At 67.5% G+C, this 22,768-nt stretch carries 23 protein-coding genes; 17 read left to right on the top strand and 6 right to left on the bottom strand.

All coding sequences use genetic code 11. The features are described 5' to 3' along the window. Positions 1-82: 82 nt before the first annotated feature. A complete protein-coding gene (locus B146_RS0102520) occupies positions 83-742 on the top strand; it encodes an arylesterase (protein WP_019994838.1) in 660 nt (219 codons plus the stop codon). 8 nt (positions 743-750) lie between these two features. Here the strand turns inward: B146_RS0102520 and B146_RS24795 are convergent, their stop codons facing one another. Next, positions 751-1,377 (bottom strand): GNAT family N-acetyltransferase, encoded by a 627-nt coding sequence (locus tag B146_RS24795; RefSeq protein WP_019994837.1) that lies wholly within the window; start codon positions 1,375-1,377, stop codon positions 751-753. 234 nt (positions 1,378-1,611) lie between these two features. Between B146_RS24795 and thpR the strand changes: the two genes are divergently transcribed. The 6 genes from thpR to B146_RS0102485 all read left to right on the top strand — a co-directional run bounded on the left by thpR (position 1,612) and on the right by B146_RS0102485 (position 5,762). Next, positions 1,612-2,202, top strand: a complete 591-nt coding sequence (gene thpR, locus B146_RS0102510; protein ID WP_019994836.1) for an RNA 2',3'-cyclic phosphodiesterase — start codon at positions 1,612-1,614, stop codon at positions 2,200-2,202. A gap of 112 nt (positions 2,203-2,314) precedes the next feature. Then, positions 2,315-2,785 carry a YkvA family protein gene (locus tag B146_RS24790; RefSeq protein ID WP_019994835.1) on the top strand — a complete coding sequence of 157 codons (471 nt, stop codon included), beginning with the start codon at positions 2,315-2,317 and terminating at the stop codon, positions 2,783-2,785. 347 nt (positions 2,786-3,132) lie between these two features. Continuing rightward, a complete protein-coding gene (locus tag B146_RS0102500) occupies positions 3,133-3,639 on the top strand; it encodes an invasion associated locus B family protein (RefSeq protein ID WP_026358264.1) in 507 nt (168 codons plus the stop codon). A gap of 201 nt (positions 3,640-3,840) precedes the next feature. Then, the gene (gene rlmN, locus B146_RS0102495; RefSeq protein WP_019994833.1) at positions 3,841-5,058 is read left to right on the top strand and encodes a 23S rRNA (adenine(2503)-C(2))-methyltransferase RlmN; all 1,218 of its coding nucleotides are present in this window, start codon (positions 3,841-3,843) and stop codon (positions 5,056-5,058) included. Beyond that, a complete protein-coding gene (locus B146_RS24785; protein WP_019994832.1) occupies positions 5,055-5,534 on the top strand; it encodes a hypothetical protein in 480 nt (159 codons plus the stop codon). Before rlmN ends, B146_RS24785 begins: the two co-directional genes overlap by 4 nt. A 3-nt stretch (positions 5,535-5,537) precedes the next feature. Continuing rightward, complete coding sequence (locus tag B146_RS0102485; protein WP_026358263.1) at positions 5,538-5,762, top strand: BrnA antitoxin family protein; 225 nt, start codon at positions 5,538-5,540, stop codon at positions 5,760-5,762. Positions 5,763-5,819: 57 nt separating this feature from the next. On the opposite strand, the gene B146_RS27515 is transcribed toward B146_RS0102485, so the two are convergent. Continuing rightward, positions 5,820-6,284 (bottom strand): GNAT family N-acetyltransferase, encoded by a 465-nt coding sequence (locus B146_RS27515; RefSeq protein WP_155897317.1) that lies wholly within the window; start codon positions 6,282-6,284, stop codon positions 5,820-5,822. A gap of 270 nt (positions 6,285-6,554) precedes the next feature. Between B146_RS27515 and B146_RS0102470 the strand changes: the two genes are divergently transcribed. Next, positions 6,555-7,217 carry a glutathione S-transferase family protein gene (locus B146_RS0102470; protein WP_019994829.1) on the top strand — a complete coding sequence of 221 codons (663 nt, stop codon included), beginning with the start codon at positions 6,555-6,557 and terminating at the stop codon, positions 7,215-7,217. Between the two features lie 15 nt (positions 7,218-7,232). On the opposite strand, the gene B146_RS0102465 is transcribed toward B146_RS0102470, so the two are convergent. Then, entirely contained in the window at positions 7,233-7,871 is a 639-nt protein-coding gene (locus tag B146_RS0102465) for a LysE family translocator (protein WP_019994828.1), read from the bottom strand. 339 nt (positions 7,872-8,210) lie between these two features. On the opposite strand from B146_RS0102465, the gene B146_RS24775 reads away from it, so the two are divergent. After that, positions 8,211-9,089 carry a phosphatase PAP2 family protein gene (locus B146_RS24775; RefSeq protein ID WP_019994827.1) on the top strand — a complete coding sequence of 293 codons (879 nt, stop codon included), beginning with the start codon at positions 8,211-8,213 and terminating at the stop codon, positions 9,087-9,089. A gap of 40 nt (positions 9,090-9,129) precedes the next feature. Continuing rightward, complete coding sequence (locus B146_RS0102455) at positions 9,130-10,350, top strand: argininosuccinate synthase (protein WP_019994826.1); 1,221 nt, start codon at positions 9,130-9,132, stop codon at positions 10,348-10,350. A 71-nt stretch (positions 10,351-10,421) separates the two neighbouring features. Here B146_RS0102455 and B146_RS0102450 read toward each other — a convergent pair whose 3' ends face one another. Further along, positions 10,422-12,212: an L-lactate permease gene (locus B146_RS0102450; RefSeq protein ID WP_019994825.1), complete on the bottom strand. Its 1,791-nt coding sequence runs from the start codon at positions 12,210-12,212 to the stop codon at positions 10,422-10,424. Positions 12,213-12,395: 183 nt separating this feature from the next. Here B146_RS0102450 and B146_RS0102445 point away from each other — a divergent pair, with 183 nt between their 5' ends. Beyond that, positions 12,396-13,403, top strand: a complete 1,008-nt coding sequence (locus B146_RS0102445) for an LLM class flavin-dependent oxidoreductase (protein ID WP_019994824.1) — start codon at positions 12,396-12,398, stop codon at positions 13,401-13,403. A 261-nt stretch (positions 13,404-13,664) separates the two neighbouring features. Here B146_RS0102445 and B146_RS24770 read toward each other — a convergent pair whose 3' ends face one another. Further along, positions 13,665-14,204, bottom strand: coding sequence for a MarR family winged helix-turn-helix transcriptional regulator (locus tag B146_RS24770; RefSeq protein WP_019994823.1), 540 nt, complete (start codon positions 14,202-14,204; stop codon positions 13,665-13,667). Between the two features lie 182 nt (positions 14,205-14,386). Here B146_RS24770 and B146_RS0102435 point away from each other — a divergent pair, with 182 nt between their 5' ends. From B146_RS0102435 to B146_RS0102425, 3 genes are all read left to right on the top strand, one after another. After that, positions 14,387-16,450: a M3 family metallopeptidase gene (locus B146_RS0102435; protein WP_040408117.1), complete on the top strand. Its 2,064-nt coding sequence runs from the start codon at positions 14,387-14,389 to the stop codon at positions 16,448-16,450. 216 nt (positions 16,451-16,666) lie between these two features. Beyond that, positions 16,667-18,496, top strand: coding sequence for a translational GTPase TypA (typA, locus tag B146_RS0102430; RefSeq protein WP_019994821.1), 1,830 nt, complete (start codon positions 16,667-16,669; stop codon positions 18,494-18,496). A 157-nt stretch (positions 18,497-18,653) separates the two neighbouring features. After that, the gene (locus B146_RS0102425; protein ID WP_019994820.1) at positions 18,654-18,842 is read left to right on the top strand and encodes a hypothetical protein; all 189 of its coding nucleotides are present in this window, start codon (positions 18,654-18,656) and stop codon (positions 18,840-18,842) included. Between the two features lie 190 nt (positions 18,843-19,032). Here the strand turns inward: B146_RS0102425 and B146_RS0102420 are convergent, their stop codons facing one another. Then, positions 19,033-20,472, bottom strand: a complete 1,440-nt coding sequence (locus tag B146_RS0102420; RefSeq protein WP_051091482.1) for an Nramp family divalent metal transporter — start codon at positions 20,470-20,472, stop codon at positions 19,033-19,035. 159 nt (positions 20,473-20,631) lie between these two features. Between B146_RS0102420 and B146_RS0102415 the strand changes: the two genes are divergently transcribed. The 3 genes from B146_RS0102415 (at position 20,632) to B146_RS0102405 (ending at position 22,712) form a co-directional block, all read left to right on the top strand. Further along, positions 20,632-21,645, top strand: coding sequence for a zinc-binding alcohol dehydrogenase family protein (locus B146_RS0102415; protein ID WP_019994818.1), 1,014 nt, complete (start codon positions 20,632-20,634; stop codon positions 21,643-21,645). Between the two features lie 15 nt (positions 21,646-21,660). After that, entirely contained in the window at positions 21,661-22,044 is a 384-nt protein-coding gene (locus tag B146_RS0102410) for a PH domain-containing protein (RefSeq protein WP_019994817.1), read from the top strand. Between the two features lie 161 nt (positions 22,045-22,205). Beyond that, positions 22,206-22,712, top strand: coding sequence for a GNAT family N-acetyltransferase (locus B146_RS0102405; protein WP_019994816.1), 507 nt, complete (start codon positions 22,206-22,208; stop codon positions 22,710-22,712). Positions 22,713-22,768 lie beyond the last annotated feature (56 nt).

The following is a 22,768-nucleotide window of genomic DNA, read 5'->3' as shown; positions in this document are numbered from 1 at the left end:
ATGGCGACTGAGCGAGCCGGACGGCGGCCCGGCCGAACGCAGTCGCCCCAATTTCGCAGTTCGCTCAAGATATGGATGGCAGATGGGTCGGTTCCAACAGCTTCTCGGCTTCGTGACGATCGGTCTCGGGCTTCTCGCCGCGCAAGTGCCGGCGAAAGCGCAGGAGGCCGCTTCGGCGGGGACGCCCGAAATCGTCGCCTTCGGCGACAGCCTGTCGGCGGGCTACGGCGTCGGCCCCGGCGAATCCTTCCCCGAGCAATTGCAGGCGGCGCTTGGCAAGGCCGGCATTGCGGCGAAGGTGGTGAATGCGGGCGTGTCCGGCGACACGACGACGGGCGGGCTCGCGCGCCTCGACTGGTCGGTGCCGGCGAGCGCCGATCTCGTGATCGTGGAGCTCGGCGCCAACGACGCGCTGCGCGGCATTTCGCCCGACGTCACCCGGCGCAATCTCGACGACATCCTGAAGCGGCTGACGAGCCGGGCCGGAACCAGGGTGATCCTCGCAGGGATGCTCGCCCCGCCCAATATGGGCGAGGATTACGCGGCGCGCTTCAATCCGATCTATGGCGAGCTCGCGAAACAATACGGCGTCGCCTTCTACCCGTTCTTTCTGGACGGCGTCGCCTCCGTCGCCGGCCTCAACCAGGCCGACTACATGCATCCCAACAAGGACGGCGTCGCCGTGATCGTGGAGCGGATGCTACCGCTGGTGCGAGAGACGCTGGCCGCGCCCAAGGCCTGACGCAGGCCTCAGTCGTTGGCGCGGCGCAGGCGCAGGTCGATGCCGACCTCCGCCGCGAGGCGGTACAGCGCGCGGTCGGCGGCGCTGCGCGAGCGCGCGAAGCGCTCTTCGGCCGCTTCGCGCGCTCGCGAGGCGAAGTCGCCGCCCGGACGGCGCAGTTCGGCGACCACGTCGCCATCCTCGAAGCGCAGCTCGGCGTCATAGCGGCGGGCGATCTTCTGGATCGCGACATTATCGCGCAGGCAGTGAATCACGAAATGCTCGGCCCCCACATTGCGCGCCGCATCGAGAAGGCTGGCGAAGAGCCGCGTTCCCAGGCCCTGCCCCTGCCAGGGGCGCTCCAGGCTGAAGGCGGCTTCCGGCTGGCCGGAGGCGAGCGCGCAAAGCTCGGCGACGCCGCGCAGCGTTTCGCCCGCGAACAGGCCCTTCACCACGCCATCCGGCCGCAGCGCGCCTTCGGCATAGCGGCGCAGAAAGGCGTCGTTGACCACCGAGCCGAAGCGCAGGCGGCGGGTTTCCGGGTCGAGGCGCAGGAGATGCGCCAGGAAATCCGCCCGGTCCGAACGACGCAGGCGGCGAATATGGACGCTTCCACCCGGCAGGGCGGAGCGGTCGGAAAAGGAAGCGAGGGGCATGGGCGATCGGGGCGAAGGGCGGGCCGAGGGGTTCGGCCGATTGCGTCGACGTGCTTACGGATTAGGTGTGCAGCGCAGCAACAGCAATCGAGGGATGCGCATGGCTCCCATGCGTCACCTTGAAGTCAGCGTCGCGTGATGAACATCATAAGCATGTTAGGCACTCGGCCGTCGGCGCGCGGATTGCCGTAAAACGGCTCGGCACGGACGGCCTCCCAGCGGGAAGGATCTCACATGCCGCGACTTTTCACCGCCCTCGAGATCCCGCGTGACGCCGCCCTCAGCCTGTCCTTCCTGCGCGGCGGCCTGCCGTCGGCCCGCTGGATCGACGCGGAGAACTATCATCTGACGCTGCGCTTCTTCGGCGATGTCGACGCGCGCACGGCGGACGAACTCGTGGCCGGGCTCGACCGGGTGCAGTCCCCCGGCTTTTCGCTGGCGCTGCGGGGCATGGGCGCCTTCGGCTCCAAGAAGCCGCATTCGATCTATGCCGGGGTGGAGCCCTCCCAGTCGCTCGACCATCTCCATGCCGAGATCGACAAGGTGGCCCGGCGCATCGGCCTTGCCGCCGACCCGCGCCGCTTCACGCCGCATGTCACCCTGGCGCGGCTGCGCAACCCGAAGGACGAGGACGTCGCGCGCTATCTGGCCGGCCGGGGCGATTTTCGCACCGCGCCCTTCACGGTCGGCCGCTTCGTTCTCTATTCCTCGCGCGATTCGGTCGGCGGCGGTCCCTATGTCCTCGAAGAGGCCTTCCCGCTGAAGGCGGCGGGCGGGCGCGAGGCGATGCGCGGCGGCGCTGTTCTGGAACCGGCCTTCCGCTGAAAGCGTCTTGTCGAAACCGGCGAGCGGCCGCTTCTTCGCGAGGAGCGGTCCGCCCGCTTTCGAACGGATGGAGCCGACCCCATATCGGGCCGGTTCCCAACGGAGACCGGGCATGAGCGCAGAGCACGACGAGAGTTCCGGACTGTCCAGCCAGACGAGCGATTCGCGGCCGCTGTCGCCCGCCGCGCGCGGCCTGGAGGGCGAAATCCTGCCGCCGGGCACGGAAAGCGAGCAGCGCCGGCAGGAGGAGAAGGTGCGTCGCGGCTTCTTCTCCACCATGAAGCGCGCCATGCGGCACATTCCCTTCTCGGAGGATGTCGTCGCCTCCTATTATTGCGCGCTGGATTCCAAGACGCCGGCCGCCTCGCGCGGCATTCTTCTCGCCGCGCTCGCCTATTTCGTGCTGCCGGTGGACGCGATTCCCGATTTCGTCGTGGGCCTCGGCTTCACCGACGACATGGCGGTGCTGCTCGCGGCCTTCACGGCGGTGCGCAACAACATCCGCCCCGAGCATTACGACAAGGCCCGCGAGGTCCTGAAACCCGAAACGGACGTGGCGCCGCAGGGCGCGCGCGAGGCGTGAGAGCCCGCCCGGCGGGGGATAGCGGCTTGTTGAACGGCGGTTGAAATCCGCCGCCCCGCCGCTCGCCCGCCCCTGTCGGGAGCGGACCGCGTTTCGACGCCTCGGCAACACACTCCTGCCCCATTTTCCCGCTTCCACGGGGGCCAAGCGTGCCCCTTCGGGTGCGCCGAGAGCGGCGACAAGGCTCGAACGACGCGTTCCCAAACCCGGTTTTCGAGGGCCCAGGCCCCAAGGTTTGCAGTTCGTTTACCCTGTGGAAAGGGCTTTCGTTCACCATGCCGCTCGTTGAATGCGTGCGGTTTCGACGGGATCGGAGCGCGCGGCGATCGGGTTTGCGACAGGAGAGGATCTCCATGAAACATGTACTGACGGCTGCAGCGGCAATGCTCCTGCTGACGAGCGTGGCGAGCGCCGCTCAGACGCCGACGCGCATGAGCCAGTTCAACGACTGGGGCAGCTATTCCTACGACGCGAGCGGCGGAAAGGTCTGCTACGTCCTTTCGACGCCCAAGAGCATGCAGCCGGCGAGCGTCGATCACGGCGACATCTTCTTCCTCGTCTCGCAGAAGCCCGGCGCCAAGCCGACCTACGAGCCGCAGGTCGTGATGGGCTACCCCTTGCGCGACGGGTCCAAGGTCGTGGTCGATGTGGACGGCAAGAAGTTCAACATGTTCACGCGCGGCGAAAGCGCCTGGATGGAGAACGCCTCCGAGGAGCCCCAGCTCGTCGCCGCCCTCAAGAACGGCAAGGCCATGAAGGTGGACGCCACCTCGCAGCGCGGCACGGCCACCCACTACACCTATTCGCTCGCCGGCGTGACGGCGGCGCTGAACTCCATCACCAAGTGCAAGTGAGCCGACACAACGGCTGAGAGCGCCTGGAGAGACCCGCATGCCGGCCGAAAGGCCGGCATTTTGCGTTCGAGACCGGCGGGGCGGGAGCGAAGGGGTTGCGATTTTCCCCGTTTGGGCTCATTTGAAGTCGATCCGAAGCCAGAATGACCATTCAGGAACCAGGCGGGGCGTTTCACACGCCGCGCGACGGGGTTTGCTTAAATGAGCGCGACGATCGACCTTTCCGACGCCACCATCCGCCCGCGCCCCGCCGCGCCGGACGCGACCGCAGCCAAGCGCTCGCTTCTCGGCCTGTCGCGCGAGGAGATGGGCGCCGCGCTCATCGAAGCCGGCATTCCCGCCAAACAAGCCAAGATGCGCGTTCAGCAGCTCTGGCACTGGCTTTACGTGCGCGGCGTGTCGGACTTCGGCCAGATGGCCAATGTCTCCAAGGACCTGCGCGCGGCGCTGGACGATCGGTTCGAAATCCGCCGGCCCGAGATCGTCGAGGAGCAGATTTCGGTCGACGGCACGCGCAAGTGGCTGTTCCGCTTTCCCTCGCGCGGCGCCGGGCGCCCGGTCGAGATCGAGACCGTCTATATTCCCGAGGAAGGGCGCGGCACGCTCTGCGTCTCCTCCCAGGTCGGCTGCACGCTCACCTGCACCTTCTGCCACACGGGCACGCAGCGCCTCGTGCGCAATCTGGAGCCTTCCGAGATCGTCGGGCAGGTTCTGACGGCGCGCGAGCGCCTCGGCGACTTCCCGGACGCCTCGACCCCGCAGGGCGCGATCGTGCCCTCCGAAGGGCGCCTCGTGTCCAATGTCGTGATGATGGGCATGGGCGAGCCGCTCTATAACTACGACAACGTGAAGTCGGCTCTGGCCGTCGTGTCGGATGGCGACGGGCTCGCCCTCTCGAAGCGCCGCATCACGCTCTCCACTTCCGGCGTCGTGCCGATGATCCCGAAGACCGGCGACGAGATGGGCGTCATGCTCGCCATCTCGCTTCATGCCGTGACGGACGAGCTGCGCGACGTGCTCGTGCCGATCAACAAGAAATACCCGATCAAGGAGCTGATGGACGCCTGCCGCGCCTATCCGGGCCTGTCCAACGCACGGCGCATCACCTTCGAATACGTGATGCTGAAGGGCGTCAACGACAGCCTGGCCGACGCGCGCGAGCTGGTGCGGCTTCTGAAGGGCATTCCGGCCAAGATCAACCTGATCCCCTTCAACCCCTGGCCGGGCTCGCCTTACGAGTGCTCGGACTGGGAACAGATCGAGCGTTTCGCCGATCTCGTGAACCAGGCCGGCTACGCCTCGCCCATCCGCACGCCGCGCGGGCGCGACATCTTCGCCGCCTGCGGGCAGCTGAAGTCCGAGTCCGAGCGCATGAAGCGCGGCGACCGTCTGGCGCTGGAGGCGGCTGTCGCGGTGTGAGCACCGTTCTGCGCCTCCTGTTCCTGATCCCGATCGGGTTCATTCTCGCCTGCTGCGCGGGGGCGGTGGCGCTCCTGTGGCCCTTCGTGGACCTTTCGCCCGCAGCGCTCGCCGATCCGGCCGAGGTCCTCGATCTCATGATCCTCTTCACGGCGCAGGCCGCGCAGGTCGGCGTGACCGCGCTCGTGCCCTTCCTGATCTTTCTCGTGCTCAGCGAAGCGCTGCGGCTGCGCTCCATCCTGATCTATCTCGTGCTCGGGCTGGTGGGCGGCGCGCTCGCCGCCCATGCCGGCGCGGTCTCGCCCGACATGCGCGTGCAGACCGCGACGATCGTGGCGGGCCTCGCCTTCGCCTTGACCTACTGGATCGTCGCCGGGCACCGCGCCGGGCGCGCCCGCCCCGCTCCCCCTCCCGCTTCGCCCCATCCGGCCCCGCCGCCGGCCCCCATCCCGGCCCCGCCGCAGGCAAAGGACTGACCCATGGCCCGACGCCCGATGAACCCGCGCGATGCCGCCGAGGCGGCGTTCAAATCCGCGACCACCAAGCCCGCCGCCCGCGTGGCGGAAGCGCCGCGCGTGCCGGGCGTGAAGGAAAGCGTGACGCTGCGCCTCGACGCCGACGTGCTCGAGAAATTCCAGGAAGACGGGCCCGGCTGGCAGGACCGCATCAACGCCGCCCTGCGTCAGGCCGCCGGGCTCGACTGAAAGCTTTAACGCGCTCGGGTCGTCCGGGCGAGAGCTCCCGAGCCGACCCCTCAAGCCTCAGCCCTCGCGCGTCCAGCCATAATAGGTGGAGGGCACGTTCATGCCGGGATGCACGTCGTGGCGCAGCAGCGTCAGGCCGGACGCCTCGTAGAAGGCGCGCGCCTTTTCGTTGGCCAAGAGCGTGCGCAGCGTGAAGCCGTCCGGCATCGCCCGCTTGGCGTGATCGAGAAGCGCCGAGCCGACGCCCTGGCCGAGCGCGTCCGGATGCACGAAGAGCTGGTCGAGCACGGCCTCCGCCGGCTTCAGCGCCGCAAAGCCGAGGATCGTCTCGCCGCGCACGGCGACCGTCACCTGCCAGCCCGACACCCATTCCTGCTCCAGCCGCGCGCGCAGCGCCGCCCGGCTCGGCATGGCCGGCAGGCCGACCGAAGGCAGGCTGGCGCTGGCGTGCCAGACCACGTTGACCGCCTCGCGGTCGTCGCCCGTCGCGGGGCGCAGGTCGAAGGAAAGCGGCTCGTTCATGGGACGAGAATTCGGCCGGATCGCATCGCCGCGCAACCCCCTTCCGCGCCACGAGCCTCGCGCCCGCCGGCCCCTTCGGCGCGAACAGCCGATGCCGCGCCACGTCGAAAGGGCGACGCCCACTCGGCTTTGCAGCCGGACATGCTCTGGGTCCTTGTTTCTCGCATTGTCCGGGCACGAAAGCCGACTCGGCTTTCGCTGGAAATGCTCTAGGTCTGGCTGCCTCGGGGCGCGTCGTCAGGGCGCCGGCCGCATGGGAGCGAGACGCGCATGATCCTTCTCCATCACCTGGAAAACTCCCGCTCGCAGCGCGTGCTCTGGCTTCTGGAAGAGCTCGGCCTGCCCTACGAGGTGAAGCGCTACGAGCGCCGTCCCTCGCTCGCCGCCCCGCCCGAGCTGAAGCGCGTTCACCCGCTCGGCAAGTCGCCGGTGATCGAGGACGGCGCGCTGACGCTGGCCGAAACCGGCGCGATCGTCGCCTATTTGGCTGAAACCTATGGCAAGGGGCGCTTCCAGCCCGAGCCGAATTCGCCCGACTGGTGGCGGATGCAGCATTTCCTGCATCATGCCGAGGGCACGGCCATGCCGCCGCTCTTCATGACGCTGGTGTTCCGCCGCATCCCGAAGGAAGCGCCGCTCCTGATCCGCCCCGTCGCCAAGGCCCTGATGCGCGGCGTCGACGCGCATCTCCTGAAGCCGCGCATCACCGAGCTTCTCGACTATTGGGACGGGGCGCTGGCGGAGACGGGCTGGTTCGCCGGCACGGCCGAGCCGACCCTCGCCGACATCATGATGAGCTTTCCGCTCGAAGCGGCGGGCTCGCGCATCGGCTTCGGCGGCCGGCTGAACCTCGTCGCCTTCCTCGAGCGCATCCACGCCCGCCCCGCCTATGGCCGCGCGCTGGAGCGCGGTGGGCCCTATGCCTATGCCTGAGTTCGGGCCCGGGCTTCAGGCGCGGGCGAGAAGGATATGCACCGCGAAGGCCGAGAAGACCGAGGCGAAGACATAGTCGATGGCGCGCATGACCCCGGGCTTGCGCTTCAGGGTCATGGCGATGCGGTCGGCGGCCAGGATCATGGCCACCGAGATCGGCGTCGCCACGACGAGGAAATAGACGCCGAGAAAGAAGAACTTGCCGGTCGCGTGCGGATCGCCCGCCGCCACGAATTGCGGCAGGAAGGTCACGAAGAACAGGACGATCTTGGGGTTCAGGAGATTGATCGCGACGCCCTTCAGCCAGTTCGCGCGGAAGGGCTGGGGCGGTGTGCGCTCCCGGTCCACCGAGAAGGACGAGCCGTTGCGGATCGCGCCATAGGCGAGCCAGACGAGATAGGCCGCGCCGACGATCTTGAGCGCCAGAAAGGCTTCAGGCGAGGCGGCCACCAGCGCCGACAAGCCGAGCGCGGCGAGCGTCGTGTGGATCAGCGAGCCCGTGCAGGCGCCGAAATAGGCCGCAAAGCCCGCGCGCCGCCCCTGCGCCAGGGTGCGCCCGAGAAACAGCGTCATGTCCGGCCCCGGCGTGATCGTCAGGATCACGGCGGCCAGGGTGAAGGCCAGAAAGGCCGGCAGATCGGGCAGGAAGGTCATGGGCAACACCCCGTCGAAAGCGCGTCCGGGTGTGCCGCGTGGCCGGGCGGAAGGCAAATCATTTTCCTCCCGCCTCGTTCACAGAGCGACAGCGCGCCGGGGCTCCACCTGCACAGCCTCGCCGAACCCGGACCAAGGCAAAGCCCACGCGGGCAGCCGACCGGAGGTTTTGCCCTTAGCCCCCCGGAGTAGCAACATAAGTATTATTTACGAACAAAATGTCATATTAGTTTCGTTTAACGCTCAAAAACGCTCCACACATCGCGGCGATATAGGGAATAGACTTTGAATTCCCTTAGGGAACTCTGGTCGCTGCATGGAACGCGTGGGGAGTGAGGGATGATCTGCACCGGCCTGTCGGATTTCGATCGCGTTCGGCGCCCGGCGCGCGGCGCGCTGGCGGATTCCCTCGGATCGCGGCTTCTCGCCCTCTGGCGCCAGACGCCCGAGATTTGCCTGTTCCTGCTTCTCGTGCTGGCAAGCGGCCTCTTCATTCTGTTTCCGCATCTCGACCTCGCCACCTCCGGCTTCTTCGCGGTGCCGGGCGAGGGCTTTCCGCTGGCAGGGAACGAAACGCTTCTCGCCATTCGCGATCTCAACCGCGCGCTGCCGGGCTGGATCGCGGTGACGCTTCTCCTTCTGCTTCTCGCGCGTGGCACGCTCGGCGCGCGGCGCTTCCTGCCCGCGCCCCATCGCATTCTCCATGTTCTCGCCGTCTATGCGGTCGCGTGTCTCGGCATCGTGCATCTCCTCAAGAACACGATCGGTCGGGCGCGGCCGGAGCACATCCTCGCCTTCGGCGGCGACAAGGTCTTCACGCTTCCCTGGGAGCTGTCGGACGCCTGCCGCAGCAATTGCTCCTTCTCCTCGGGCGAAGCGGCTTCGGCCATGGCCATGCTGGCGCTGGCGCTTCTGGCGCCGCGCGGCTGGCGCGCCCTTTGCGCGCTCGCCCTCGCGCTTCCCGCCACCGTCTTCTCGGTCAACCGCATCGCCTTCGGCAGCCATTTCCTGTCGGACGTCGTCGTCTCCTGGCTGGTGGTCGCAATCGTCATCTTCGCGCTGCGCTATCCCCTCACCCGCTACGCCGTGCGGATCGACGGCGCGGTGGACGGGCAATGGCTTGGGGCCCTCCGGGACGCGCGTCTCCGGGCCACGCGCGGCCCCTCCCGCGCTTCGTCGGGCGCGCATGGTCTTTCTTCACGCCGCAGCCTGAGCTAAGCCCCAGGGGACAGCATCTTTTCCGGGGATTTTCGCAAGCATGGCTCTTCCGCGCGACGTCAAGAAGGTGGTTCTCGCCTATTCCGGCGGCCTCGACACCTCGATCATCCTGAAGTGGCTCCAGACGGAGCTCGGCGCGGAGGTCGTCACCTTCACCGCCGATCTCGGCCAGGGCGAGGAACTCGAGCCCGCGCGCCGCAAGGCCGAGATGCTCGGCATCAAGGAAATCTTCATCGAGGACGTGCGCGAGGAGTTCGTGCGCGACTTCGTGTTCCCGATGTTCCGCGCCAACGCCGTCTACGAGGGCGTCTATCTGCTCGGCACCTCGATCGCGCGCCCGCTGATCTCCAAGCATCTCATCGAGATCGCCAAGCGCACCGGCGCCGACGCGATCGCCCACGGCGCCACCGGCAAGGGCAACGATCAGGTCCGCTTCGAGCTCTCGGCCTACGCCTTGAACCCGGACATCAAGATCATCGCCCCCTGGCGCGACTGGAGCTTCAAGTCGCGCACCGACTTGCTCGACTTCGCCGAGAAGCATCAGATCCCGGTCGCCAAGGACAAGAAGGGCGAGGCCCCCTTCTCGGTGGACGCCAACCTCCTGCACTCCTCCTCGGAAGGAAAGGTGCTGGAGGACCCGAGCGTCGAGGCGCCCGAATACGTCCACATGCGCACGATCTCGCCTGAAGCGGCGCCCGACAAGGCGACCACGATCACCGTCGGTTTCGAGCGCGGCGACGCGGTGTCGATCAACGGGGAGCGCCTGTCGCCCGCCTCGCTTCTCGCCAAGCTCAACGATCTCGGCCGTGACAACGGCATCGGCCGTCTCGACCTCGTCGAGAACCGCTTCGTCGGCATGAAGTCGCGCGGCGTCTACGAGACGCCGGGCGGCACGATCCTTCTGGCCGCGCACCGCGCGATCGAGAGCATCACGCTGGATCGCGGCGCGGCGCATCTGAAGGACGATCTGATGCCCCGCTATGCGGAGCTCATCTATTACGGCTTCTGGTTCTCGCCGGAGCGCGAGATGCTGCAGGCCCTGATCGACAAGAGCCAGGAGCATGTCGAGGGCGAAGTGACGCTGAAGCTCTACAAGGGCAACGTCATGGTCACCGGCCGCACCTCGCCGAAGTCCCTCTATTCCGACAAGCTCGTCACCTTCGAGGACGACCAGGGCGCCTACGACCAGAAGGACGCCGCCGGCTTCATCAAGCTCAACGCCCTGCGCCTGCGCACGCTCGCCAAGCGCAACGGCCTCTGAGCCACGAACAGTGAATGAAAAAGGGCCGGCGGAGCGATCCGCCGGCCCCTTTTTTCTTGGATCCGCTGCGTTCAGGCCGTGGCGACCGCGCCCGGCATGGCGCGCCCGCGGTTGAACAGCATGGCCGTCAGCACGACCGCGAGCCACACGCCCGCCAGCGCCCACCAGATGCCGCCCGAGATCAGCGCCATGCCGATCAGGCCCGCCTGCAGCGTGTAGTAGGCCATCGGGATCAGCGTCATGCGGATCACGTCGCCCTCGCGGTCGGTGAGGCCGACCACGGCCGAGGCCGCCACGACATTGTGGACGCAGATCATGTTGCCGGCGGCCCCGCCCACCGCCTGGAGCGTGACGACGAGGATGGTGCCGAGGCCCGTCAGCCCGATCTGCTCGGCGGCCGAGAACTGGAACAGCGAGAACATCATGTTGGACACGGTGTTCGAGCCGGCCACGAAAGCCCCGAGCGCGCCGATCAGCGGCGAGAAGAGCGGCCAGAACCCGCCCGTCACGCCCGCCACCGTTTCGGCCAGCACGAGGGGCATGGATTCGAGCGACCCGCGCCCGGTGTTGATGAAGACCTGCACCATGGGCACCGCGATCAGGAGCGCGGGCGCCGCCGCGACCATGGTCGCCGCCGAGTTGCGCCACGCCCGCCCATAGGCGCTGCCCGACATGCGGAAGATCAGGAAGGACAGGAGCGAGGCGAGGATCAGGATCGTGCCCGGCGAGTAGAGAAGCTGGGCGCTGGCATTGATGCCCGAGCCGAAGAGGTCTTGGAAGGCGAGCGTCGCCTCGGGCGAGGTCAGCGCCGCCTTCAAGGGCGCGACCGTGCGGGTGGCGACCAGAAGCAGGGCCACCACGAGATAGGGCGACCAGGCGCGAAGGAGCGAGATGCCGTTCCCCTCGGCTCGCTCGCCGGCCGTGGTGGTGGCGGCGGCCGTCGCCGGCTGCATCCGCCCGAACCAGTTCTCGTTCCAGCCGGCGCGCTTGGGAAAGTCGAAGCGCGTCCTGGGCATCAGGAAGCCGCGCCGGGCGGCGGGCACCACGATCGCAAGCCCGATCAGGCCGCCGAGAAGCGAGGGGAATTCCGGGCCGAGAAGCAGCGCCACGAGGAAATAGGGGATGGTGAAGGCCAAGCCGCAGAAGAGCGCGAAGGGCCAGACGGCGAAGCCCTCGCGGAACGAGCGCTGCGCCCCGAAGAAGCGCGTCAGCATGCCGACCATGATGAGCGGGATGACGAAGCCGACGAGGGCATGGACCATCGCGACGTTGACGGCGAGCTGGACCACGTATTCCGGCAGGGTCGTCGGCGCGATGCTCTGGGTAACGACATCGCTGTTGGCGAGGCCCGTGCCGACGCCCACCAGCATCGGCGTTCCCACCGCGCCGAAGGACACGGGCGTCGACTGGATGATGAGCGTGACGAGAATGGCGGCCATGGCTGGGAAGCCGATGGCGACGAGAAGGGGCGCGGCGACCGCCGCCGGCGTGCCGAAGCCCGACGCGCCCTCGATCATGGAGCCGAAGAGCCAGGCGACGATCAGCGCCTGGATGCGCCGGTCGGGCGACAGCTCGGTGAAGCCGTTGCGGATGGCGCGGATGGCGCCGCTTTCCTGCACGGTCTGCAGGAGCAGGATCGCGCCGAAGATGATGAAGAGAAGCGTCAGCGCGGTAACGAGCCCGTTGACGGTCGCCCCCGCGACCGTGGCGATGCTCTGCCCCCAGACGGCGAGCGCCAGGACCACCGCCGTCGCATAGGCGACGAGCATGGCGAATTTCGCCGAACGGCGCATCACCACGAGAAGCACGAGCACCACCGCGATCGGCAGCAGCGCCAGAATGAAGAGAATGGATTGCGGCAAAAGACCCTCCCGATCCGTTGGCCGTCAGGGGCGCGCGGGGCCTCCCGCCCGTTGCACCGTCCCCCAATCAACCCCATGGGCTGGGCCGGAACAACACGGGCCTGACCACGATACGCTTCGCCGCTCTTACAATTGCGTGTTCAGGCAACCAGATGGAGGCCACGAACACAGGAAAGCCGAACGATGATCCCCTATTCCGTTCTCGACCTGTCGCCCATTCCCGAAGGCGGCACGGCGGCCGACGCTCTCGCCAATTCGCTCGATCTCGCGCGCGAGGCCGAACGGCTCGGCTACAACCGCTTCTGGCTGGCCGAGCACCACAACATGACCGGCATCGCCTCGGCCGCGACGGCGGTCGTCATCGGCCATGTCGCGGCCGGCACGAAGACCATCCGCGTCGGCGCGGGCGGCATCATGCTGCCGAACCACGCGCCGCTCGTCATCGCCGAGCAGTTCGGAACGCTCGCGACGCTCTACCCGAACCGGATCGATCTCGGCCTCGGGCGCGCGCCGGGCACGGACATGCTGACGGCCCGCGCGCTGCGCCGGAATCTGGAAAGCTCCGACAACTTCCCGCAGGACGTCGTCGAGCTGATGAGCTATTTCGCGGAGGCCGGGCCGAACCAGCGCCTGCGCGCGGTTCCGGGCGTCGGGACCGAGGTCCCGGTCTGGATTCTCGGCTCCAGCCTCTACGGCGCGCAGCTCGCCGCCCATCTCGGCCTGCCCTACGCCTTCGCCTCGCATTTCGCGCCGGCGGCGCTGGAGGATGCGATCGAGGTCTATCGCCAGACCTTCCGGCCCTCGGAGGTTCTGGAGAAGCCCTATTTCATGCTGGCGGCCAATGTCTTCGCGGCCGAGACCGACGCCGAGGCGCGGCGGCTGCAAAGCTCCATGCAGCAGGCCTTCGCCAATCTGCGCACGGGCCATCCCGGCCCCCTGCCCCGGCCGGTGGACGACATCGACGCGGTGATCGATCCGGCCGTGCGGCATGGCGTGGACGAGGCGCTGCGCCTGTCCGTGGTCGGCGCGCCCGGCGCGGTGCGGGAAGGGCTGGCGCGGATGATCGCGCGCTACCAGCCGGACGAGATGATCCTGACCGGGCAGATCCACGATCACCGGGCGCGGGTGCGCTCCTTCGCCATCGCGGCGGAGGCGATGCTGGCGCTCGAGCGGGCGGAAGCGGCGGAATAAGGCCGCTTGGGCCGGCGGGATCGAGGAGGCCGGGCGATGCCCATGGCACCGTGGCAGCAGAGATCGAGCGAACGGTCTCCCGAAGCGGAGCCGTCGGTTTCGGGGCTTCGAGCGGGCGGGCGACGGATCGAGCGAAGGACGCGTCGGGTCGCGCGCGAAACGCGGCGTCTTGCGGATAACCGGCGGGCGAGCCCGTGTCTGGCGAGATGCGAGGGGCAGATGATCGGGCCGGCCGCGTTCGGCAGGCGTCGCCCCGATCCGTCAGGGACTGGGTTCGGACGAACGCGCTTCGCTCTTGCGGGGGGCGCGGGGCCGGCACGGGTTCTCGTCGGACGCGGGAAGCGTCAAATCGGGATTGTAGATATTGACGGGCGCGATGATCTGCGGGTCGCTGGTGAGATTGGCGCGCATCCGCTCCAGCCCCTTCGTGATCGCGATCAACTCGTCTTCGCTCATGCCTTGCGTGAAATGGTCGAGAATCCGCGTGAACATCGGCTCCATCTCGCGCATCACGCGATAGGCCTCGTCGGTCGGCTCGATCAGCTTGGCGCGCCGGTCGCTGGCGTCCATCATGCGGCGAATGAGGCCTCTCGTCTCCAGCCGGTCGAGATAGGCCGACAGCGTCATGGGCTCGACGCCCATGCGCTCGGCCAGCAGCGCCTGACGCGCGCCCCGAAAGCGAATGACATGGCCCAGCGCCCGGATTTCCCCCGGCGTCAGGCCAAAGCCGTTTTCCGTCACCATCCGTTCGAAATACTGACGGAACAGACGTGAGGTGTCCGTCAGCAAGAAGCCGAACATGTTTCCAGTTGCGTTTTCAGACACGTTGCATCCATGCCTTCCCGGATCACATTCCCTAAGGTCTACAATCCGATTTTGAAACAAAGTCTTCCGAAACCTTCCCCAGTGACGTATTCCTGCATACGCCCTGAAGGAAAGCCTACAGTCACCTAACCGTGTTCTTGGCCAAAGAGAAGAGCGGAATGCCCCAACATATGTCGCCTGAGCGAAGAATCGCCGAGTTCGATGGCCGGTTCGCCTTCAATTCGCCCGAATCGTTGCCTGACTTCAACGCCCTGCAACCTGTGGATTTCGCTGAAGGGTTCGACCGGGCGATCGCGTTGCACGCCGCCGAAATCGAGGCCATCGCCGCCGATCCCGCCCCTGCCGATTTCGACAACACGATTGTCGCCATGGAACGCGCCGGACGCCCGCTCGGCCGCGTCGCCGCCCTGTTCTACACTTTGGCGGGCGCCCACACCGATGACGGGCTGCAGGCCGTGGAGCGCGAGGTGTCGCCCAAGCTCTCGCGCCATTCCTCCCGCATCACCCTGAACGCGGCCCTCTTCGCGCGCATCGACGCCGTGTTCGCGCAGCGTCTCACGCTCGGCCTCGAGCCCGAGGCGCTGCGGCTTCTGGAGCGCACCCATGCCGGTTTCGTGCGCTCGGGCGCCAAGCTGGAAGGGGCGGCGCGCGAGCGCCTCGCCGACATCAACGCCCGGCTCGCCGAACTCGGCACCGCCTTCGCGCAGAACGTCCTCCACGACGAGCGGACCTTCGCGCGCCCGCTGGACGAAGCCGATCTCGAGGGCCTGCCCGGCTTCCTCGCCTCCGCGCTTCGCGACGCGGGCGAGGAGCGCGGGGCGAGCGGGCCGGCGGTCACCCTGTCGCGCTCGGTGATCGTGCCTTTCCTCACCTTCTGCCCCGATGCGGCCTTGCGCGAGGAGCTGTTCTCGGCCTGGACGCGGCGCGGCGAGATGGACGCCTCGCACGACAACCGCCCGATCATCGCGGAAATGCTGAGCCTTCGCGCCGAGAAGGCCAAGCTTTTGGGCTTCGAGAGCTTTGCCGACTACAAGCTCGACGACACGATGGCCAAGACCCCCGCCCATGTGGAGGCGCTCCTGACCCGCGTCTGGGACAAGGCGCGCGAGGCCGCGCTGGCGGATGCGCAGACGCTCAAGGATCTCGCGGCGTCGAGCGGCGACAACGCGCCCTTCACGGCGGCGGACTGGCGCTACTGGTCCGAGAAGCGGCGCCATGCGGAATTCGCGATCGATGAAAGCGCGCTGAAGAGCTATTTCACGCTCGACCGCATGATCGACGCCGCCTTCGACGTGGCGGGTCGCCTGTTCGGCCTGCGCTTCGAGCCGCTGCCCGATCTGAAGGCCTGGCACCCGGACGCGCGCGCCTGGCGGGTTCTCGACGCGGACGGCGCGCTGCGCGGCCTCTTCGTCGGCGATTATTTCGCGCGGTCCTCCAAGCGCTCGGGCGCCTGGATGAGCGCGCTCCGCTCGCAGCACGGGATCGACGGCGGTCAGACGCCGGTGATCTACAATGTCTGCAACTTCGCCAAGCCCGCCAAGGGCGAGCCGGCGCTTCTCTCGGTGGACGACGCGCGCACCCTGTTCCACGAGTTCGGCCACGCCCTGCACGGGCTCCTGTCCGACGTCACCTATCCCTCGCTCGCCGGCACCGCCGTCTCGCGCGACTTCGTGGAACTGCCCTCGCAGCTCTTCGAGCACTGGCTGGACGTGCCCGTCATTCTGGAGCGCCACGCGCTCCATGCGGTGACAGGCGAGCCGCTGCCAGAAGCCGAGGCCGAGAAGCTGAAGGCCGCGCGCACCTATGACGCCGGCTTCAACACGGTGGAATACACGTCCTCGGCGCTGGTGGACCTTCTCCTGCACCAGGAAGGCGAAGCGCCCGCCGACCCGATGGCGCGCGAGCGCGAGATCCTCGACCGGCTCGGCATGCCCGCCGAGATGGTGATGCGCCACCGCTCGCCGCATTTCGCCCATATCTTCTCGGGCGACGGCTATTCGGCGGGCTATTATTCCTACATGTGGTCGGAAGTTCTGGACGCCGACGCGTTCGAGGCCTTCGAGGAGCGGGGCGACCCGTTCGACCCCGAGACCGCCCGTCGGCTGCGCGACTTCGTCTATGCCGCCGGCAATTCGGACGATCCCGCGCTTCTCTACGAGCGCTTCCGGGGGCGTGGTCCGGACCCGGACGCCATGATGCGCAAGCGCGGCTTCTCCGCCTGAGAGGTTTGGGGTTTCTCCGCTTCGCCGGAGGGGCTCACCCTCGCCGGAGCCCTCCGGCGACCCATGCGAATCCTGCAAGGGAGGGTCTTTGCGGACCCTCCCTTTCGCTTTTGCGAAAAATCCGTTATGAGACCGCCCAATGACCGCGAATTTCCTCGGGCCGTCTCCGCTGGGACGTGCCCTCTGACGCGTTCCAACTCCTTTCGGTGAGCCTTCATGAAGCTTCGCAACATCGCGATCATCGCGCACGTCGACCATGGCAAGACGACGCTGGTCGACAAGCTCCTCGCCCAGTCCGGCGCGTTCCGCGAGAACCAGCGCACCGAAGAGCGTGCGATGGACTCCAACGACCTCGAAAAGGAGCGCGGCATCACCATTCTCGCCAAGGCGACTTCGGTGGTGTGGAAGGACGTCCGCATCAACATCGTCGACACGCCGGGACACGCCGACTTCGGCGGTGAGGTCGAGCGCATCCTGAACATGGTGGACGGCGCCGTCATCCTGGTGGACGCTTCCGAAGGCCCGATGCCGCAGACCAAGTTCGTGCTCGGCAAGGCGCTCAAGGTCGGCCTGAAGCCGATCGTCGCCATCAACAAGATCGACCGCCCGGACGAGCGTCACGAGGAAGTGCTGAACGAGATCTTCGATCTCTTCGTCAATCTCGACGCCACCGAAGAGCAGCTCGACTTCCCGGTCGTCTACGGCTCGGGTCGCGGCGGCTGGATGGCCGATGCGCCCGATGGTCCGCAGGACAAGGGCCTGGAGCCGCTGTTCGACCTCATCCTGAAGCACGTTCCCGAGCCGGACACCGCCGGCAAGGACGAGCCCTTCAAGATGATCGGCACGATCCTCGAGGCCAACCCGTTCCTCGGCCGCCTCATCACGGGCCGCATCCAGTCCGGCTCGATCAAGCCGAACCAGGCCGTCAAGGTCCTGAACGGCGAAGGCCAGCTTCTGGAATCGGGCCGTATCTCCAAGATCCTCGCCTTCCGGGGTCTGGAGCGCACGCCGATCGACTATGCCGAGGCGGGTGACATCGTCGCCATCGCCGGCCTGCAGAAGGGCACGGTCGCCGACACGTTCTGCGATCCGCAGGTCAGCGAGCCGCTCGTCGCGCAGCCGATCGACCCGCCGACGGTCACCATGAGCTTCATCGTCAACGACAGCCCGCTCGCGGGCACCGAGGGCGACAAGGTGACGAGCCGCGTGATCCGCGACCGTCTCTTCAAGGAAGCCGAAGGCAATGTCGCGCTCAAGATCGAGGAATCCGAGGACAAGGACTCGTTCTTCGTCTCGGGTCGCGGCGAACTTCAGCTCGCCGTTCTGATCGAGACCATGCGCCGCGAGGGCTTCGAGCTCGGCGTGTCGCGTCCCCGCGTCGTCATGCAGAAGGACGAAACGACGGGCGAGACGCTGGAGCCGATCGAAGAGGTCGTGATCGACGTCGACGAGGAGCATTCGGGCGTCGTCGTTCAGAAGATGAGCGAGCGCAAGGGCGAGATGAAGGAGCTGCGGCCTTCGGGCGGCGGTCGCCAGCGTCTGGTCTTCCTGGCGCCGACGCGCGGCCTGATCGGCTACCAGTCGGAACTCCTGACCGACACGCGCGGCACGGCGATCATGAACCGCCTGTTCCACTCCTACGCCCCCTACAAGGGCGAACTGCCGGGCCGCACCAACGGCGTTCTCATCGCCAACGCGGCGGGCGAGGCCGTGGCCTATGCCATGTTCAACCTCGAAGACCGCGGTCCGATGGTGATCGACCCGGGCGTCAAGGTCTATGCCGGCATGATCATCGGCATTCACTCGCGCGACAACGATCTCGAAGTGAACGTCCTCAAGGGCAAGCAGCTCACCAACATCCGCGCCGCCGGCAAGGACGAGGCCGTGCGCCTGACCACGCCGATCCGCATGACGCTGGACCGCGCTCTCTCCTGGATTCAGGACGACGAGCTGGTCGAGGTGACGCCGAAGAACATCCGCCTGCGCAAGCTCTATCTCGACCCGAACGAGCGCAAGCGTTTCGAAAAGAGCCGCAAGGTCGCCTGATCGGCGCCTTTCCGCGAGCAAGACAAAAAGGGGATGCGGCGTGCCGCGTCCCCTTTTTCATGTCGGCTGGTCACGATTTCATCATCGTGCCGAACGGCTGAGCATTTTCCGGAACGACGCCCCGCCCCCTCCGTTCTCTTAACAAGGAGGAAACGCCATGTCGTACCTGTCGCCCCAAGCCGGCGAGATCGTCAGCAACAACGACCGCCAACCCACGGACATGCCCCGCGACGGATGGGCGTCGATGTCCAACACCTACGGCTCCGAGCAGTTCGAGCAGTCGTCACCCGACAGACCCTGGGTCTTCCGTCGCCCGCCGCGCCTGCATCGCGGCACGGGGAGCTGAGAGAGAGCGGCCGGACCCGAAGGCCGGCGCCCGGAGCGAAGTCCGAAGATCGAAAGCGGCCACGGCCGCTTTTTTGTTGCCCGCCGAACCGCCGAGCCCTCCCCTGCGGCTCGACGGAGCAGGGCGGCGAGTGCGGCCGACCGGCGGCGCCCCGTGGAGCGCCGCCCGAGATCGTGTCAGCCCGATCGTGTCAGCCTGCCCCCCAGAGCTTGGGCAATTGCTGGCCGAGCGTCAGGATCGACAGGGCGCCGAACAGGACGAAGCCGAAACCGACGGCCGCGATGCGCCCCGGCCCGGGCCGGATCGCCGGCACCAGCATGCGCCGGTTCAGGAGGATCAGAAGGCCAGAGTAGAGGAACATCATCAGTCCGCCGACGCAGGCCGAGATGACGAGAAGCACGAGCGGCTGCGTGAGACCGATGAGCAGAACCGCGACTCCGACCGCCACCAGCGCCCAGACGATCCCGAAATAGAGCCGGCTCTCGTTGGCGCCCCGCACATAGGACGTGCGCAGGACATCGGCGGCGAGGCGGGCCGTGTAGTCCACGATGCCGGTCGCCGCGCCGAACAGCGAGAAGGCGCCGATGAACCAGAACAGGCCCCCGAACCAGCCGCCCACCCGATCCGCCAGAACCAGACCTTCCGACTGCACGAAGGCGACCGAATTGGGCAGCCCTTCGCGGCCGAAGACCGTGGCATAGGCGAGCAGCGAGGTGAAGGTGATGGTCACGAAGGTGATCAGCACGAAGGTCAGAAGCTGCTCCCAGTTGGCGAAGCGCCACCAGCGCCGCCAGCGCGCCATGTTCTCGGGCGTCGGCTCGAACACGAAGCCGGTGGAGGGGGCGGCTTCCGGCTGGCCCGTCACCGGGCTCTTGATGCGGGGCACGTATTTGCCCATGCCGAAGCCCTTGTCGCGGATCCAGTTGGACTGGCAGAGATTCTGCCCGCCACCCGCGCCCGCGAAGGCCAGCGCGCCCAGAAGCAGCGCGAAGCCGAGCTCGGTCGGGATGCGGGCCTGCGTGACGATCTCGGGCAGGGCCGCCCAGTCCTCGGCCGTGATGACGAAGAAGGCGGCGATCAGGATCAGGACGCCGACGGCGGCGACCTTCACCATCTGCAGCCGCTCCAGCATCACGTAGACCACCGGCGCCATGGTGAGGATCAGGCCGATGGCGACGAGCATGACGATCGCGATCCAGCGCGGCTCGCCCCCGACGATGTAGGAGAGCATGGTGGCCGAACTCGTCGCCCAGCCCGGCCAGAGATTGGCGAAACAGGTCATGAGGGCGAAGACGAGACCCCAATGGCGCCAGAACCGGCTGAAGCCGGTGAGCACCGTCTCGCCGGTCGCCAGCGTGTAGCGCTCGATCTCCATGTTGAGGAAGAACTGCGTCATCACGCCGACGAGCGCCGCCCAGACGAAGGCCATGCCGACCTGGGAGGCGATGTAGGGATAGAGAATGAATTCGCCCGACGAGAGGCCGACGCCCGCCGCGACGATGCCGGGGCCGATCAGCTTGCCCGTATTGAGGGGCGGAGGCGGCAGCTCGCGCACCTCCGGCCGGCCCAGGACATGGGTGGGAAAGAGATCGGCGGCCGAGCCGCGCATCCCTCGTGTTGGTTCGGACATGGTCCCTCCTCGGTGATCCCTCGACGCCCGTTGCGCGGGACGCCCCTCCGGGGTTCACATCCTCAGATAGCGCCGGGATGCCGGACGCCGAGCCTCCCCGCATCTTGATGGCGCCCCGATGCGCGATAGGTCAGGCGGGCGGAAAGGACGGAGGCCGACATGAAGGCAGTGGGATACGCGCAATCGCCGCCCGACCGGGACGCCGGCCATCTCGTCGATCTCGACCTGCCGCGCCCGGTGCCGACGGGCCGCGATCTCCTGGTGCGGGTCGAGGCCGTCTCGATCAATCCAGTGGACACCAAGCAGCGCGGCCCCGTCGCCGACGCGAACCGCCTGCCGCGCGTTCTCGGCTTCGACGCGGCGGGCGTCGTGGAGGCGGTCGGCGAGGACGCGACCTTGTTTCGGCCGGGCGATCCGGTCTTCTATGCCGGCGCGGTGGATCGGCAGGGCTCCAATGCCGAGTTCCAGCTGGTGGACGAGCGGATCGTGGCGCGAAAGCCCGAGCGGCTCGACTTCGCCGATGCCGCCGCCCTGCCGCTCACCGCCATCACCGCCTGGGAAACCCTGTTCGACCGCTTCCGCATCCAGCCCGACGCGACCGAGCGCGGCACGCTTCTGGTGATCGGCGCGGCCGGCGGCGTCGGCTCGATCGCGACGCAACTCGCCCGCCAATTGACCGCCCTTACCGTGATCGGCACGGCCTCGCGCCAGGAGACGCGCGACTTCGCCCTGCGCAACGGCTGCCATCACGTGATCGACCATTCGCGACCCATGGCCCCGCAGATCGCCGAGCTCGGCTTCGGATCGGTGGACTATGTCTTCGCCCTCACCCACACGCCCTCGCATATGGAGGATATCGGCGCGCTGATCCGCCCCTTCGGTGATCTCTGCGTGATCGACAGCGCCGCGCTCGACCTCGCCCCGATCCGGCAGAAATCCGTGTCGCTGCACTTCGAGTTCATGTTCACCCGGCCTCTGTTCCAGACCGCCGACATGATCGAGCAGCACCGCCTCCTGTCCGAGGTCTCGCGCCTCGTGGACGCCGGGCGCCTGCATTCGACGCGCACGCGGACGCTCGCCCCGATCTGCGCCGAGACCGTGCGCGAGGGACACCGCATCAGCGAAACCGGCGCGACGCTCGGCAAGCTCGTGATCGCCGGCTGGCCCGGCTGAAGAGGAGACGACGAAATGGGATTCCTGAGCGGCCTTCTCGGCCTTGCGAGCGATGTGGATGTCGGCGCGCTGACGCACGAGCTGGAGCCCGTTCTCCTGCCCAACGAGGGCATCGAGATCGCCTTCCAGCTCATGCGCGACCAGATCGTCTTCACCGATCGCCGCGTCATCCTGATCGACAAGCAGGGCATGACCGGGCGCAAGCGCCAGTATCATTCCATTCCCTATCGCGCCGTGACCATGTTTTCGGTGGAAACCGCCGGTTCCTTCGACACGGATGCCGAATTGCGCATCTGGGTCTCCGGTCAGAGCCAGCCTTTCACCCAGAATCTCGCGCGTGGGGCCAATCTCGCCGGCATCCAGAAGGCGCTGGCGGGCGGGGTTCTCGGGCGCGGCTAGGAGCGGATCGCTTGGGCGGCTTATTTTCGGGCGCGTCAAGCCGTTGCCGCCACGCGCCCGAGCTTGTACCACCCGTGACGATGACGAATGCCCTCTCGAATCAGCCGCGCGATTTTTCTCCTCGCGCTGGATCGGAAATCGTTCGACATGGTTAATCGCCCATGAAGACGATCGCCGCAGAGATCAGACTGGCCGAGCCCCGCGACGCGGCGGCCCTGTCCCGCGTCCACGAGGCCTCCTGGCGGGGCGCCTATGCGGGGCTCATCCCCTTTCGAACGCTGACGCGCATGGTGGAGCGCCGCAACGCCGCCTGGTGGCACAGCGCCATCCAGAACCAGGCGGCGATCCTCGTTCTGGAATATGGCGGCGAGATGGGCGGCTACGCCACGCTCGGCCGCAACCGGACGCGGGCGCTCGGCGTCGAGGGCGAGGTGTACGAGCTGTATCTGCGCCCCGAATTCCAGGGCATCGGCTTCGGCCAGCGCCTGTTCGCGGCGGCGCGGATGCTGATCCGCTCGCGCGGTCTTTCGGGAACCGCCGTCTGGGCGCTGGAGGACAACCCGGGCGCCGTGCGCTTCTATCAGGCGGCGGGCGGCGTCGATGTCGCGACCGGCACGGAGACGTTCGAAGGCGTGACGCTGCGCAAGCTGGCCTTCACCTTTCCTTAAAAAGGGGGCCAAGGTGTCGGGGCGTCGGCGGGCTCATCCCGTCCCCTTAGCTTTTT

The organism is Aureimonas ureilytica DSM 18598 = NBRC 106430 (assembly GCF_000382705.1).
Classification (GTDB): Bacteria; Pseudomonadota; Alphaproteobacteria; order Rhizobiales; family Rhizobiaceae; genus Aureimonas; species Aureimonas ureilytica.
The sequence above is the reverse complement of the archived record's forward strand: the minus strand, read 5'-3'. Positions and strand labels throughout refer to the sequence as shown.

Coding starts and splice junctions, on each gene's coding strand:
- B146_RS0102520 (WP_019994838.1), top strand. CDS start 83: ATGGGTCGGTTCCAACAGCTTCTCGGCTTCGTGACGATCGGTCTCGGG.
- B146_RS24795 (WP_019994837.1), bottom strand. CDS start 1,377: ATGCCCCTCGCTTCCTTTTCCGACCGCTCCGCCCTGCCGGGTGGAAGC.
- thpR (WP_019994836.1), top strand. CDS start 1,612: ATGCCGCGACTTTTCACCGCCCTCGAGATCCCGCGTGACGCCGCCCTC.
- B146_RS24790 (WP_019994835.1), top strand. CDS start 2,315: ATGAGCGCAGAGCACGACGAGAGTTCCGGACTGTCCAGCCAGACGAGC.
- rlmN (WP_019994833.1), top strand. CDS start 3,841: ATGAGCGCGACGATCGACCTTTCCGACGCCACCATCCGCCCGCGCCCC.
- B146_RS0102485 (WP_026358263.1), top strand. CDS start 5,538: ATGGCCCGACGCCCGATGAACCCGCGCGATGCCGCCGAGGCGGCGTTC.
- B146_RS27515 (WP_155897317.1), bottom strand. CDS start 6,284: ATGAACGAGCCGCTTTCCTTCGACCTGCGCCCCGCGACGGGCGACGAC.
- B146_RS0102470 (WP_019994829.1), top strand. CDS start 6,555: ATGATCCTTCTCCATCACCTGGAAAACTCCCGCTCGCAGCGCGTGCTC.
- B146_RS0102465 (WP_019994828.1), bottom strand. CDS start 7,871: ATGACCTTCCTGCCCGATCTGCCGGCCTTTCTGGCCTTCACCCTGGCC.
- B146_RS24775 (WP_019994827.1), top strand. CDS start 8,211: ATGATCTGCACCGGCCTGTCGGATTTCGATCGCGTTCGGCGCCCGGCG.
- B146_RS0102455 (WP_019994826.1), top strand. CDS start 9,130: ATGGCTCTTCCGCGCGACGTCAAGAAGGTGGTTCTCGCCTATTCCGGC.
- B146_RS0102445 (WP_019994824.1), top strand. CDS start 12,396: ATGATCCCCTATTCCGTTCTCGACCTGTCGCCCATTCCCGAAGGCGGC.
- B146_RS24770 (WP_019994823.1), bottom strand. CDS start 14,204: ATGTTCGGCTTCTTGCTGACGGACACCTCACGTCTGTTCCGTCAGTAT.
- B146_RS0102435 (WP_040408117.1), top strand. CDS start 14,387: ATGCCCCAACATATGTCGCCTGAGCGAAGAATCGCCGAGTTCGATGGC.
- typA (WP_019994821.1), top strand. CDS start 16,667: ATGAAGCTTCGCAACATCGCGATCATCGCGCACGTCGACCATGGCAAG.
- B146_RS0102425 (WP_019994820.1), top strand. CDS start 18,654: ATGTCGTACCTGTCGCCCCAAGCCGGCGAGATCGTCAGCAACAACGAC.
- B146_RS0102420 (WP_051091482.1), bottom strand. CDS start 20,472: ATGTCCGAACCAACACGAGGGATGCGCGGCTCGGCCGCCGATCTCTTT.
- B146_RS0102415 (WP_019994818.1), top strand. CDS start 20,632: ATGAAGGCAGTGGGATACGCGCAATCGCCGCCCGACCGGGACGCCGGC.
- B146_RS0102410 (WP_019994817.1), top strand. CDS start 21,661: ATGGGATTCCTGAGCGGCCTTCTCGGCCTTGCGAGCGATGTGGATGTC.
- B146_RS0102405 (WP_019994816.1), top strand. CDS start 22,206: ATGAAGACGATCGCCGCAGAGATCAGACTGGCCGAGCCCCGCGACGCG.